The 13939-nt window shown below is 71.0% G+C and carries 13 protein-coding genes; 12 read left to right on the forward strand and 1 reads right to left on the reverse strand.

The window, feature by feature from the left end; all coding sequences use genetic code 11:
* From HCR68_RS11575 to HCR68_RS11625, 11 genes are all read left to right on the forward strand, one after another.
* Positions 1-1110, forward strand: a 1110-nt coding sequence (locus tag HCR68_RS11575) for a DUF2318 domain-containing protein (protein ID WP_167149635.1), incomplete at its 5' end; no start/stop codon positions are given.
* Positions 1111-1173: 63 nt separating this feature from the next.
* On the forward strand, positions 1174-2478 hold the full coding sequence (locus HCR68_RS11580; protein WP_167149637.1) for an FtsX-like permease family protein: 1305 nt from the start codon (positions 1174-1176) through the stop codon (positions 2476-2478).
* A 5-nt stretch (positions 2479-2483) separates the two neighbouring features.
* Positions 2484-3911 carry an FtsX-like permease family protein gene (locus HCR68_RS11585; protein ID WP_208320598.1) on the forward strand — a complete coding sequence of 476 codons (1428 nt, stop codon included), beginning with the start codon at positions 2484-2486 and terminating at the stop codon, positions 3909-3911.
* A gap of 1 nt (position 3912) precedes the next feature.
* On the forward strand, positions 3913-4716 hold the full coding sequence (locus tag HCR68_RS11590; RefSeq protein WP_167149639.1) for an ABC transporter ATP-binding protein: 804 nt from the start codon (positions 3913-3915) through the stop codon (positions 4714-4716).
* A complete protein-coding gene (locus HCR68_RS11595) occupies positions 4713-5282 on the forward strand; it encodes an FMN-binding protein (RefSeq protein ID WP_167149642.1) in 570 nt (189 codons plus the stop codon). Before HCR68_RS11590 ends, HCR68_RS11595 begins: the two co-directional genes overlap by 4 nt.
* A 111-nt stretch (positions 5283-5393) precedes the next feature.
* On the forward strand, positions 5394-5864 hold the full coding sequence (locus HCR68_RS11600; protein WP_167149643.1) for a YbjN domain-containing protein: 471 nt from the start codon (positions 5394-5396) through the stop codon (positions 5862-5864).
* Complete coding sequence (locus HCR68_RS11605) at positions 5864-6817, forward strand: YbjN domain-containing protein (RefSeq protein WP_167149645.1); 954 nt, start codon at positions 5864-5866, stop codon at positions 6815-6817. The genes HCR68_RS11600 and HCR68_RS11605 overlap by 1 nt, the downstream gene beginning before the upstream one ends.
* A gap of 5 nt (positions 6818-6822) precedes the next feature.
* Positions 6823-7818: a tRNA (adenosine(37)-N6)-dimethylallyltransferase MiaA gene (gene miaA / locus HCR68_RS11610; protein ID WP_167149647.1), complete on the forward strand. Its 996-nt coding sequence runs from the start codon at positions 6823-6825 to the stop codon at positions 7816-7818.
* A 10-nt stretch (positions 7819-7828) separates the two neighbouring features.
* Entirely contained in the window at positions 7829-8779 is a 951-nt protein-coding gene (gene dapF, locus HCR68_RS11615; protein WP_167149650.1) for a diaminopimelate epimerase, read from the forward strand.
* 86 nt (positions 8780-8865) lie between these two features.
* The gene (gene brnQ, locus HCR68_RS11620) at positions 8866-10266 is read left to right on the forward strand and encodes a branched-chain amino acid transport system II carrier protein (protein WP_167149652.1); all 1401 of its coding nucleotides are present in this window, start codon (positions 8866-8868) and stop codon (positions 10264-10266) included.
* Positions 10267-10294: 28 nt separating this feature from the next.
* Positions 10295-11809: an MFS transporter gene (locus tag HCR68_RS11625; RefSeq protein WP_167149654.1), complete on the forward strand. Its 1515-nt coding sequence runs from the start codon at positions 10295-10297 to the stop codon at positions 11807-11809.
* A 33-nt stretch (positions 11810-11842) separates the two neighbouring features.
* Here the strand turns inward: HCR68_RS11625 and HCR68_RS11630 are convergent, their stop codons facing one another.
* Positions 11843-12475 carry a methyltransferase gene (locus HCR68_RS11630; protein WP_167149656.1) on the reverse strand — a complete coding sequence of 211 codons (633 nt, stop codon included), beginning with the start codon at positions 12473-12475 and terminating at the stop codon, positions 11843-11845.
* A gap of 32 nt (positions 12476-12507) precedes the next feature.
* Between HCR68_RS11630 and HCR68_RS11635 the strand changes: the two genes are divergently transcribed.
* Positions 12508-13890: an MFS transporter gene (locus HCR68_RS11635; protein ID WP_167149658.1), complete on the forward strand. Its 1383-nt coding sequence runs from the start codon at positions 12508-12510 to the stop codon at positions 13888-13890.
* Positions 13891-13939 lie beyond the last annotated feature (49 nt).

Consider the following 13939-nt stretch of genomic DNA (forward strand, 5'->3'; position numbering starts at 1 on the left):
CCGCGCCGGGTCGGCCAGTGCCTCCAAGGTCATCCTCGTGGCTCGCTCGCGCAGCTCATCGGGGTACTTCTTCTGTCCCATGACAGTGATCCTTCCGTGTCATCACTGCCTCCATCAAACCCGGGGCGATTCAGGGAAGTACAACTAGTGGCCAACACGGTGGCCTGCCTGGTTCTGGCGCTGGCCTTCTTCCAGGCGACCCAGGACGTCGTCCTTCAGCTCTCCGCCTTCATCGCCCCCGGGGAGGCCGTCTTCTCCACCGAGATGCTGCTGAGGGTCCTCGGCTTCCTGGGAGGGTGGTGCGCCGTGGCCGTGCTGGCCTTCACCTACGTGCGTGCCTGCAAGGGGCTCCCACGGCGCGTCGCCAACCTGGCGGTACTCGGCTTCGCCGTCGTCATGACCGGAACCGACATCCTGAGCCTAACGCGTCTGCTGCATGCCACGCATCGCGTCGTGCTGTCCCCGGGGGCGTTTCGGTTCCTGGCCTGGGCCGGCAACAACCTGCAGACCATGATCCTGTTCCTTGCCGCCGCGGTCTTCCTCGTTCCCCTGGCCGGTCTGTTCGTCACCAGCCTGCGGCGCCTGCCGGATCAGCCCAACCCGGCCGTGCTGCGCTCCCGCCGGGCTGATCGACGTCGCAGCCGCCGGTGGGTTCTGGCCTCAGCGCTCGGCTTCAGCGCACTGGTCCTGACCCGTACCGTTGCGCTGGCCAAGGTCAACGAGGTGCCCCAGCTCTCCGAGCCCGAGCCCTACAACCTCGACCAGGCCGCCGGGCTCGCCCGCGTCTCGCTGTCCGGCCTGGCCGACGGCCACCTTCACCGTTATGCCTATGCCGGCTCCGAGGGGACCGAGGTCCGGTTCATCGCGATCCTCAAGAACGGTGGTGCCTACGGCGTCGGGCTGGACGCCTGCGAGAACTGCGGGCCGTCGGGCTACTACGAGAAGGACGGCAAGGTCATCTGCAAGCGCTGCGACGTGGCCATCAACCCGGCCACCATCGGGTTCAAGGGAGGCTGCAACCCGATCCCGGTGGACTTCGAGGTCGACGGCGGGGACCTGACCATCGCCACGACCCTGCTGGAGGACTCCGTCAAGGTGTTCAAGCGGTGAGCCCCGTGCGTCCATCATTCCTTCACCCGGCCGTCCACCCCGCCCACGGAAAGGAGTCCTGAGATGTTCTTCATCCGGCTGCTTCGCCGTTCCTTCCTGCGTCAGCTGCGCCGTCGCTCACTGATCGCCCTGACCGTGGCCCTGTGCGCCTCCATCTCCGTGGCCATGCTCGGCGTCGTCCTCGACGTGGGCGACAAGCTCAACGCCGAGCTGACCAACTACGGCTCCAACATCGTGGTCCAGCCCCGCGCCGGCGCTGTGGTCGACAACCTCTATGAGACGAGCAAGGACAAGGAGGCGGCATCCTTCCTCGACGAGAAGGAGGTCACCAACATCAAGACGATCTTCTGGGCCTACAACATCGTCGACCTCACCCCCAGGCTGTCGGGTGCCGTCAAGGTCAAGGGCTCCGGCAGCGGTCAGGAGGGCTCGGAGGGGACCGATGTCCTGGCCGCCGGAGCCTGGTTCAACAAGGACGTCAAGCTCTCCACCGGGGAGTCCACCACCCTGGGGGTGTCCACCATGCGTTCGTGGTGGAAGATGCAGGGCGCCTGGCCCTCCGACGACGCCGCCGAGGCGGTGGTCGGCACCAAGCTGGCGAAGCGGCTGGGCGTCTCCCAGGGGGACACGATCACGGTCACCGGGCCCCAGGGCGAGGAGAGTCTCACCGTGACCGGGATCTACACCTCCGGGGACAAGGACGACCAGACCTTCTACGCGCCGCTGGCCGGCATCCAGCAGGTCACCGGGCATGAGGGCCAGGTCGATGAGATCGAGGTCAAGGCTCTGACCACCCCTGAGAACGACCTGTCCCGCAAGGCCGCCGCCAACCCGGCGGCCCTGTCCTCCGCCGAGTGGGAGACCTGGTACTGCACGGCCTACGCCTCCTCCATTTCCTACCAGATCGAGGAGGTCGTCACCGGCGCCGTCGCCAAGCCCGTCCGTCAGGTCGCCGCGGTCGAGGGCAACGTGCTGTCCAAGACGCAGGTGCTCATGATCCTCATGACCGCCCTGAGCCTGGTGGCCGCGGCGCTGGCCGTCGCCTCCCTGACCACCGCCTCCCTGGTGGAGCGCACCGGCGAGTTCGCACTTCTCAAGGCGGTGGGGGCCTCCTCGGCCTCCATCAACCGACTCATCCTGGCCGAGAGCGCCGTCATCGGGGTGATCGGGCTGGCGATCGGAGCGGCGGTGGGCTCCGGACTGGCCCAACTCATCGGCAGAGTCGTCTTCCACTCGGGCATCACCATGCGTCCCATGGTCTACGTGCTGGTCGCGGCCCTCGTCTCCGTGGTCCTGCTGGCCGCCACCGCCTCGTCCATGCGCTCGATCCTGAGGATCCAGCCCGCCATCGCCCTGCACCGGAGGTGACGCAGGTGCCCACGGAGTCCCCACGCCGCGGCGGCCGGTTGATGACGAACCGCCGTATGTTCCTCACGATGCTGGCCGGCGCCACCTTCCGACGCCGGAGCCGGGCCCTGGCCGCCATGCTCTCCTCCGCCGTGGGAGCCGCCACCCTGTTCTGCCTGGCCGCGGTCTGCCTGGCGGTTCCGGCCCAGATGACCGCCCAGATGCGTCAGTTCGGTGCGAACCTCATCGTCGTGCCCGTCTCGGCCGATGCGACCACCCCGCGCATCACCGAGCAGTCGGCCCAGGCCGCCGTCCAGGCCGCCGCTCAGGCCGCCGGTACCGACACGGGCCGGCTGCGGCAGGCCGACTACCGCTACGAGACGGTCCGTATCAACCGCTCGCCCTACCTGCTCGCCGGCATCAACGTCGACGACGTGCGCCGTCTCAACGGCCACTGGTCGCTGGAGGGCTCCTGGCCGGACCAGGGCCAGGTCCTGGTGGGCAAGGACGTCGCCCAGGCCGCCTCCCTCAAGGTGGGCTCGACCGTCACCGCCGAGTACCTCTCCAGCGACAACCTCTCCCTGGACAACTCCCATCAGGGCTCCGCATCCAGTGCCGGCGATGCCGCCACGGGCTCGCCCCAGGCCACCGAGGGGAGCTCCGACGGGGGGAACGGGGATGCCGGCCACTCCGCTCATGCCGGCCACTCCGGTCACGGAGGCAGCGGGGGGCACGCGGGTCACGGGGGTTCCTCGGACGGGGGAGCGACCGGTGCCGCTGGTGACCCCGCTGCGACGGAGAGCGCCCAGGGCACCGCGCAGTGGCAGGTCGCCGGAATCGTCGACACCGGTGGTCAGGAGGACGACATCGTCTACGCGGCATCGGCCGACGTCGACCGGCTCACCGGAACGTCGACGGTCGGCTACGACGTCGTCGAGATGTCCGTCGACACCTCGTCGACGACGATGGACGACGTCGTCTCCGCCGTGGAGTCCGCCGGCGGCGGCCAGCTCCAGGCCGAGCCCGTCTCCAAGATCACCTCCGGCGACACCCGGATCATCACGATGCTCAACACCCTGTTCTGGGTGGTCTCCGCCGTCGTCCTGGGACTGACGCTGGTCGGGGTGTCCACCACCATGACCGTCATCGTCTCGGAGAGACGCAACGAGATCGGCCTGCGCAAGGCCCTGGGAGCCTCGGGACGGTCCATCGCCACCGAGTTCTACTCCGAGGCCGCCGTCCTGGGAGCCGTCGGAGGTGTCCTGGGCACCGCCGTCGGGTACGGTCTGGCCGTCGCCGTGTGCCGCGGCGTGTTCGAGACGACCCTGGCGTTCAACTGGCCGCTCGCCATCGCCTCGGTGGTGCTGACGTCGGTGGTGGCCGTGGCGGCCTCCTACTCCCCGGTGCGTCGCGCCTCGCGCATCGATCCCGCTCTCGTCCTCAGGGAGGAATGACATGCTGCTCGAGCTGTCCCACGTATCCAAGATCTACGGCGAGCTGCACGCCCTGGACGACCTCAGCCTGGAGGTGCCCCGCGGCCAGTGGCTCTCCGTGGTCGGATCCTCGGGATCGGGCAAGACCACGCTGATGAACATCATCGGCTGCATGGACACGCCCACGAAGGGGTCGGTCAAGCTCGACGACCGCGAGCTGGGCAGCCTCAACGCCGCCCAGCTCACCGACATCCGCAAGAACGTCATCGGCCTGGTCTTCCAGCAGTTCCACCTCATCGGCCACCTCACCGCGGTGGAGAACGTCATGGTGGCCCAGTACTACCACTCGATGACCGATGAGAAGGAGGCCCTCGAGGCGCTGGAGAACGTGGGACTGGCCGACCGCGCCCACCACCTGCCCTCCCAGCTCTCCGGCGGCGAGCAGCAGCGCGTATGCATCGCCCGGGCCCTCATCAACCACCCCGAGATCATCCTGGCCGACGAGCCCACCGGGAACCTGGACGAGACCAACGAGCAGCTGGTCCTGGACATCTTCTCGCGCCTGCACCAGCAGGGGACCACGCTCATCGTCGTCACCCACGACTCCCACGTCGCCTCCTGCGGTCAGCGTCAGATCCTGCTCAACCACGGCCGCCTCGTGGGGGAGAGGCTGTCCGACGGCGGTCAGGGCCCTCGCACCAGCACCATGCTCGACTTCGAGGACAGCTCATCGAGCACCGATGACAGGGGCGCGACCAGTGCGAGGACCATGAGCGAGGAGAACGCCGGTCTGGCCGACGAGCCCGAGCCGAAGGAGCAGCAGTGAGTCCTCAGACGCCCTCAAGCCCGCGACTCCCGGACGGCGGCCGATCCGGCGGCCGGGTCCTGGCCGTGGCCGGGGTGCTTCTGGCCTCTGCCGGCCCGCTGACCGGCTGCGGGGGAGGGGAGGTGACCCCCTCCCAGGGCGACTACGCCGGGCGCGAGCAGACCGCTAACCCGACCGCCGGGTCCTCCAACGGGTCCACCGGCTCCGCATCCGCGCCCGTCGCCTCTCCGACGGCGGGCCCCTACGCGGACGGGACCTTCTCGGCCTCCGAGGCGTACGGGCCCGTGGACGACCTCATCGAGGACGACTCCCTCGACGTCAGCCTCACCCTGTCCGGCGGCGTCATCACGGACGTCTCCGTCACCGGTCACGCCTCGACCGGCACCTCCAAGGAGCACATTCAGAACTTCGTCGACGCGATCAACGGGGCCGTCGTCGGTCACAGCATCGAGGACGCCCACGTCCAGGCCCTGGCCGGAGCCTCCAAGACCTCGAACGCCTTCAACGACGCCGTCGACGCCATCGCCGAGCAGTCCCGGGCATCGGCGACGCAGTCGGCCTCCTGAGACCCGTAGCAGCCCGCCGAGCCGGTCTGTATCCGGTTGACATTGCGCTGACGGTGGAGCGGGCCGGGATGCGGTGGGGAGCAGGCCGCTCACCCCGCTAGGCTGGGAAGCATGCCCAGCTCCGACGCCAGCTCTGCTGCCGCCGCCACGGTCCCCAGGCCCGTGGACGTCGACCGTATCCACGAGTGCGTCAAGCGCCTGGGGCTGCGCTACTTCATCGACGACGAGGGCGACATCGGCATCCCGTGGCGCTACGTCACCGTCCACGCCATCTTCCAGGACACCCGAGCGGTTCAGATGCGCGGGATCTGGCACCGTATCGCCGACACCGAGCACCTGACCCAGCTGCGCGCCCTGGTCGAGGACTGGAACACCACCCGCATCGGTCCCAAGGCCTACCTCACCGTCGCCGACAGCGGTGTGGTGCGCCTTCACGGCGAGTACACCTACCCTCTCGAGGCGGGGATGACGGACCGGCAGCTCGAGGACTTCGTCTTCGGCGGCTGCCGGCTCATCGTCGCCCTCATGCACGAGGCCGAGGAGCAGTTCCCCGACGAGCTGCGCGGAAACCTGGAGCCCTGATGCCGCGACTGCAACGCCTCACCGACTTCATCGCACGGCTCCTGGGCAAGGAGTGGGACGTGCGGGCACTGGACCATCAGCGAAGCAGCCGGTCGACCAGCCAGCAGGGAATCCGGGTGGCCAGCCAGCAGAGCGACCCGACGGGCCACCAGCCGGGAGGCCGGTACAGCAGCCGGCGGAGTCACCAGGACGAGTCCCCGGCCGCCTTACCGGACCCGGCGGATTCAGGGCATATGACGAGTGCAGCGGGCTCGGCCGGATCACTGCGATCCCGGGGCTCGGCGGTTTCCGCGGACTCAACCGACTCAGTCGACTCAGCCGGCTCAGCGGACTCGGTCGGCCCCACCGATCTCGCCGGCTCCGTGGGCCCGTCGGAGCGGACAGCGGGGCCGGCCGGGGAGGCCGCCTCGGCGCGGACCTCCCACGCCTCACGCGCCGGGTCCAGCGGATCAGGCCGGCCGGACGAGGGCCCTGCCGGGGGAGGCGACGTCGTCGACCGATCTCAAGGGCCGCAGCGAACCGGTGAGACGACCGAGGCGCTCACGCTGGCGAGGATCGAGGCCATGCTCACCGGCCCCATGGAGTACAACGTCCAGCTGGCCGACGACCGTGAGCACCCCTGCCTCCTGGGGACCTGGGACTCCTTCCCCTTCGTCATCGAGATCCCCGAGGGACACGACGGCTGGCTCCTGGTGTCCGGGGACTGGGAGGAGGCCGTCCCCGCCTCCCAGCGCGACGAGATCGCCGCCAGTGTCAACGACTGGAACCGGGACAAGTTCTTCCCCACCGTCGGCGTCGTCGACACCCCCATCGGGCCGCTGGTGCGGGCCACCTACCTCACCGACATGTCCGCCGGCGTCACCGACGCCCAGCTGCGCCTCCACCTCGACACGGCGCTGTCCGCCTGCACCCAGGCGCTCAGCCTCGTGGGCCCCCTCCTACCGGAGATCTGAGAGCCGTGAGCCCCACGGCCCAGAGCACCCCCCGCCTCCCGCGAGTCGCCGTGGTGGGGCCCACCGCCACCGGCAAGACCGACCTCGCCCTCGCCCTGGCCGATCAGACACGGGTCAGTGGCCCGGCCCGGCGAGCAGAGATCATCAACGCCGACGCCTCACTGCTCTACCGGGGCATGGACATCGGCACCGCCAAGCCCGGCCCGGCCGAGCGGGCCCGCGTCCCCCACCACCAGATCGACGTCCTCACCGTCAGGGACACAGCCAGTGTGGCCGCCTTCCAGCGCTCCGCCCGCGGTGACATCGACGCCGTCGAGTCCCGAGGGCACCTGGCGATCATCGCCGGAGGCTCCGGCCTCTACGTGCGCGCCCTGACCGACGGACTCGACTTCCCCGGCACCGACCCGCAGACGCGCGCCCGCCTGACCCGGCGCGCCGAGCAGGAGGGCACCGCCCCCCTCCACGCCGAGCTCACCCGACTCGACCCCATCGCGGCTAAGCGGATCGAGGCCTCCAACACCCGCAGGATCGTGCGGGCGCTGGAGGTCATCGAGATCACCGGACGTCCCTTCTCCGCCTCCCTGCCGCGCTACGAGGACGTGGTCCCCACCGCCCACATCGCTCTGCGCTGCGAGCGCCGGCTCCTGGACACCCGCATCAACGCCCGCGCCCGCGCCATGTTCGAAGGCGGCCTGGTGGAGGAGGTCGAGGCCCTCATCGACCAGGGCCTCAGACAGGGGGAGACCGCACCGCGCGCCATCGGCTACGCCCAGGCGCTCGCGGTCATCGACGGGACCATGAGCGTGCCCGAGGCCATCGCCTCCACCGCCCTGGCCACCCGCCAGCTCGCCTCCCGCCAGATCAAGTGGTTCCGCCGCGACCCGCGAGTGCACTGGGTCGACGTCTCTCTCACCGAGGACGGGCACTGCACCGACGCTGAGCGTTCCCGGGTGACCAGGCAGGCATGGGAGCACGTTCTCGCATCTCACGGCGTCGCTTAGGCTAGGGGCCATGCCGCACTCGACAGGTCTTCGTGGTCGCGAGCTCATCAAGGGCCACGCGACCCTCAACGACTTCCTCATGCTGGTCGATCCCAGCTGCGAGGTCGCCGTCAGCGGCGCCGACATCGCCGCGGTCTGCGACCGCCACGGCGGCATCGGCGCCGACGGATTCGTACGCGTCGTGAGAACCACCGCCCTGCCCGGAGCCGGGGCCTTCGCCGCGGCCGTGCCCGAGGCCGAGTGGTTCATGGACTACTACAACGCCGACGGCTCCGTGGCCGAGATGTGCGGAAACGCCACCCGCCTGTTCGCCCACGTCCTGGACAGTGAGGGTCTGCGGCCCATCGCCGACGGCGAGTCCGTCACCATCGGCACGCGCGGCGGAGCACGTACCGTCACCCGCCTGGGGGACCTGTGGACCGTGGACATGGGGGCGGCCCGCCTCACCCGGCCCCGTCAGGCGCAGGACGAGGGATGGGACACGACCGTCGTCGTCCCCGGCCTGGCGGGTGAGCGCGCCGCACTGAGCGTCGAGATGCCCAACCCCCACACCGTCGTCGCCCTGGGCGAGGAGAACGAGCTCGAGGCGGCCCTCTTCGCCGGGCTCACCGACTCCGCGGCCCCGGTCGTCTACGATCCTCCTCCCGAGGCCGGTACCAACCTCGAGCTGGTCGTGCCGCTGGGGGAGGAGACCGACCCCGATACCCAGGCTCCTGTCGGCATCGCCCGCATGCGCGTTCTGGAGCGCGGGGTGGGGGAGACGCTCTCCTGCGGGACGGGCTGCTGCGCCGTCGCCGTCGCCCTGCACTCGTGGACCGGCCCGGGTGCCCCCGAGGACTACCGGCTGCTCGTGCCCGGTGGACAGATCGGGGTGCACGTGGGCGCCGATCCCCTGGCCGAGGACAGTACCGTGCTGCTGACCGGACCGGCCACCATCACCGGACGGGTCACCATCGCCTGACGGTCTGCCTGCCAGCCCCGACCCGCCCGAGCAGTTCCCGGACGTCGCACCGACGCCGCATCCGAGAAGAGAAACCGACCACCACCATGACCCAGCCATCCAACCGCAGCGCCATCGGCACCATCCTGCCGACCGGCCTGATGCTCTTCGCCCTGTTCTTCGGGGCCGGCAACCTCATCTTCCCGCCCCTGTTGGGGGCCGCCTCCGGCAAGTCCTTCATCCCGGTCATGGCGGGCTTCATCGCCACCGGCGTCCTCATGCCACTGATCACCGTGGTGGCGGTCTCCACCTCCGGTGAGGGCATCCTCGGCCTGGCCCGCAGGGTGGGGCCCCGATTCGGCCTGGTCATGCCGCTGGCGGTCTACCTGGCGATCGGTCCGCTCTACGCCATCGCCCGCGTCACCACGGTGGCCTACGAGCTGGCGACCCGGCCGATCCTCGAGCTGTGGGGGCTTCACGACTCCCGTCTGGCCCTGCTGGTGCACGTCACGGTGTTCATGGCCGTCGCCTTCGGCATCGCCCGCAGCCCGAGCCGCCTGGCCGATCGCGTCGGCCGCTGGCTCACGCCCGCGCTGCTGGCCCTGCTCGCCCTGCTGTGCGGGGTCACCGTCCTGGCGGCCCCCGGCGTGGAGCGCGAGGCCATCGAGCCCTACGCGAGCGCGCCACTGACCACCGGACTGACCCAGGGATACCTCACCATGGACGTCCTGGCGGCAACCGTCTTCGGCATCGTGGTCATCACCTCCCTGCGTGAGCGCGGCCTGACCTCTCCCAAGCGCCTGGTGCGCGGCACGATCCTGTCCGGGGGCATCGCCGCGGCGCTCCTGGGGCTGGTCTACATCGGTCTGGCCGTCCTGGGCACCCACACCCGCGGGGAGATCACCACCGACACCAAGGACGGCACCGAGCTGCTGCGCAACGCAGCCTCCTCGACACTGGGGACCTACGGTGTCGTCATCTTCGCCGCCATCGTCATCCTGGCATGCCTGACCACCGCGGTGGGACTGCTGGCCTCCTGGGCCGGCTACGCCTACACCGCCTGGCCCGCCGTCTCCTTCAACCGGCAGCTCGCCGCCTGCGCCATCGTCTCCTTCACCCTGGCCAACCTGGGCCTGAGCGCCATCCTCAAGGTCGCAGGACCGCTGCTGTTCCTGCTCTACCCCTTCGCCATCGCCCTGGTCGCGGTGACACTGGTCGACGCCCTGGCCCCCGGTCGGCTCAGGGCCGCCTACCAGTGGTGCGTCATCACGGCCGGGACCTTCGGATCCGTCTCGGCGATCACCGCCGCCGGCTGGGAGGGGCCCAGCAGATTGCTCGCGCGCACCGGGCTGTGGAGCGACTCCACCGGCTGGATCCTGCCGGCACTCATCGCCCTGGGCATCGGGATCGCCCTGGACGTCCGGTCCGGGGCCTGGTCCACACCGGCGCCCGAGGAGCCCAGTCAGGCCCAGCACGACGTCGAGCACGCGGCGGCCTCACAGCTCTGAGCCGATCAGGGCGCGGTAGCCTCTCGGGGTGCCCAGCTCACGACCCCCGGCCCCCGATGCGGCCGCGCCCGACCACAAGCGGCTCCTGCCGACACTGCTCATCCCCGCCTTCGTCACTCTGCTGGCCGTCTCCTCGGTCAACGTCATCCTGCCGGCCGTCTCCCAGGACCTGAGTGCCGGCACCGCCGGACTCCAGCTCGTCGTCTCCGGCTACGCCCTCGTCTTCGGGGTCGTTCTCGTCCCGGCCGGACGGGCCGGTGACGTCATGGGGCGGGGTCGGATCTTCGTCATCGGCATGATCCTGTTCGGCGCCGGCTCGCTGGCCTCGGGGCTCGCCCCCGACGTCGTCACCCTCAACCTGGCCCGAGTGGTCATGGGAATCGGCTCCGGACTGCTCAACCCGCAGGTGGCCGGCATGATCCAGCAGTTCTACTCCGGTGAGGCCAGAGGGCGGGCCTTCGGGATCTTCGGCGCCGTCATCGGGGTCTCGGTGGCGGTGGGGCCGGTGATCAGCGGCGGGCTCATCGGCTGGCTCGGAGGCGACTGGGGCTGGCGCACCTCCTTCCTCATCAACGTCCCCCTCGTGCTGCTGGGCATCTGGGCCGCGCGCCGCTACCTGCCGGACTCCGCCTGGCGCCGCCAGGACGATGATGGCCGTGAGGACCGTACGGATGGTGCGGATCATGAGGATCGTGCGGACAGGGCCGGGATGCCTCGTCGCAGCGGGGTCGACCTCGACCCGGTGGGCATGGTGCTGCTCGCCGTGGGAACGCTCCTGGTCATGATCCCCTTCATGGAGGCCTCCGCCGGCGCCTGGATCTGGGGCCTGGAAGCGGCCGGCATCGGCGTCATCGGAGCCTGGGTGGCCTGGGAGAGGCGTTACCGCGCCCGGGGCGGCGCCCCCATGGTGGACCTCAGTCTCCTGGCCATCCCCTCCTTCGCCTACGGGAGCCTGGCCATCGCCGTCTACTTCCTGGGCTACACCTCGGTGTGGATCATCGTGGCCCAGTACGTCCAGGCCGGTCTGGGCTCGACCGCCCTGGCCAGCGGGATCATCGGTGTCCCGGCCGCCCTGGCGGGATCGGTGGCGGCCGCCGTCGCCGGCCGCCGCGTCATCCGGGTGGGCCGAGTCATGGTGCTCGGCGGCATGGCCCTGGGCATGGCCGGGCTGCTGGCAAGCGTCGGCGTCATCCACATGCACGCGAGCGCGGGCTGGAGCCCCTGGTGGCTGACGCTGACGCTCCTGTTGCTCGGGGTGGGGCAGGGCCTCGTGGTCTCACCGAACCAGACCCTGTCCCTGGCCGACGTCCCCCTGGAGTACGCGGGCGCCGCCGGCGGCATCCTCCAGACCGGTGAGCGCATCGGCACCTCCATCGGTATCGCCGCGATCACGGGCCTGACCTTCCGCGTCTCGCACTCCTCGGGGTGGGACGCCGCCGCTCAGGCCGGTCTGCTGGCCGTCGTGGCCGCCATCGCCGTGTCGGCGGCGGTCGCCGTGGTCGACCTGCGCCTGGCCGCCCGACGACGCCGGTCACCGCGGTAACCGGCGTAGCGGCCGGAACCGTGGGCAGCCGGCTCAGCCGTCAGCCGGCCCGTCCTGCGTACGGCGCACCCGCAGGACCCGGAAGCCCTTGGACGACGCCTGCCGGCTCACGTCCCAGCCCCGGCCGGTCAGCCACGTGGCCAGTGAGTCCGCCCCCAGGTTCTTGAGCACCACCAGCCAGGCCTCGCCGTCGTCGGACAGTAGCGGCAGCCAGGCCGCCAGCAGCTCGTGAAGGGCCTCCTTGCCGATGCGTACCGGCGGGTTGGACCAGATGAGGTCCAACGGCGTCGAGCCCTTGCGCAGCTCGGCCAGCAGCTCCTCGGCCGGGCGGACGCGCACGTTGTCCAGGCCCGCAGCGGTGGCGTTGCGGGCGGTCAGGGCCAGTGAGCGCTCGTTGACGTCCGCCGCCAGGACCGTGGCCCCGCCGGCGGCGTCGGCCAGGGCCAGCGTGATCGGGCCCCAGCCGCAGCCCAGGTCCAGGAAGGTGCCGGTCTGAGGCGGGTCGGGGACGTGGTCGAGGAGGACCCGGGTGCCCCTGTCGAGACGGTCGGCGCTGAAGACGCCCGAGGCCGTGACCACCTCGTGCTCCACGCCGCGGATCGTGAAGCGGTGGGTGCGCTCCTCGGCGCCGACGGCGGGGGAGGCGGTGAAGTAGTGCTCGCTCACGCGGGCCAGGCTACCCGCGTACCCTGACGGGCATGACTGCCCCCACCTGCCCCTCGAGCAGCCCGTCGCTCGGGGCGCTCCTCGGCTCACGGTCGGGGCACCTGGCGCTGGCGGTGCTCGTCGTCGAGCTGCTGTCGGGCATGCAGGTCTACCTCAACCAGACGGTCCTGCCGCTGCTGGCCACCGAGATGGGGGAGCGCAGCGCCTACGGGCTGGTGACGGCCGCCGCCCAGGTCCCCGCCTTCCTCACGATGCCGCTGGGCGGGGCCATGCTCACCCGGTGGCGCCCCGTCCGCCTCATGACCGCTCTGACCGCCCTGCTGGTGGCCGGCGCCGTCGTCGGAGCCCTCGCCCCGAGCATCGAGGTCTACGTCCTGGGGGAGATCCTGCGGGGCCTGGCCGCCGGGGCGCTCGCGACGGCGACCATGGGGGTCATGGTCGCAGGCCTGCCCGACGCCTGGAGACGGCTGTGCCTGGCAGCGGGATCGGGCATGTGGGTCCTGGCCGCCCTGATCGGTCCCGTCTATGCCTCCGGCATCAGCGCCTCCTGGGGCTGGCGCTGGGCACTCGTGGTCTACCTGCCCCTGCTCATCGCCGCCCGGGCCGTCATGGCCGGCCAGATCCGCGACCTCGGCCTGGATGAGGAGACGGGCGACGATGCGGCGGTCCCATGGCTGCCCGCTGTGGCCATGGCCGCGGGAGTGGCGATCATCGGGGCGCTGCGCGCCGCCAGCCCGTGGTTCTGGCCCGGCGTCGCCGGCGGGACCGCGCTGGTGCTCTGGTCCTGCTCGCGCGTCCTGCCCGCAGGAACCCTGCGCCTGGCGGCCGGCCGGCGCGCGGGCATCGCCACCCTGCTGTGGGTGTGCGCCTTCTTCCTGACCCTGGACTACCTGGTGGCCCCCACCGCCCACGACGCCCTGGGCATGAGCCCGACCCAGACCGGCTGGGCGCTGACCGCCGGCGGCATCGGCTGGTCGGCCACCGCCATCGCCTGCGGCGCCCGGGTGGCGCGCGAGCCGCGGGCCTACCGGCGCCGCACGGCACTGGCCGCGGTCTTCTTCGGGCTCGGCACCGCCCTCATGGTGGCCACGGTCCTGGAGCGACCGGACTGGTGGGGCTGGTGGGGACTGCCCGTGGGATACGGCGTGGCGAGCATCGGCATGGGCCTGACCCACCTGGACACCATGAACCGCATCGTCACCGACCCCGCCGAGCCCGACGGCATCACCCACGCCCAGGCCGCCACCGCCGTGACGATCGCCGGGGCGGCCGGCGGCGCCGTCCTGGGAACGGCCGCCACGGCCTTCGTCGCCCCCACCGCGTCCGGCGTCGAGACCGCCCGGCTGTGGCCGACGCTCACCCTGCTCGCCGTGGGACTCCTACTCACCCCGCTGCTGGCCCGACGCGCCGCCTGAGCGCGCAGGTGGCCTCACCGGCCCCTGAGCAGTAGCATCACCCCCATGT

It is taken from the genome of Actinomyces sp. ZJ308, assembly GCF_011752065.1.
In the GTDB taxonomy this organism is placed as follows: domain Bacteria; phylum Actinomycetota; class Actinomycetes; order Actinomycetales; family Actinomycetaceae; genus Actinomyces.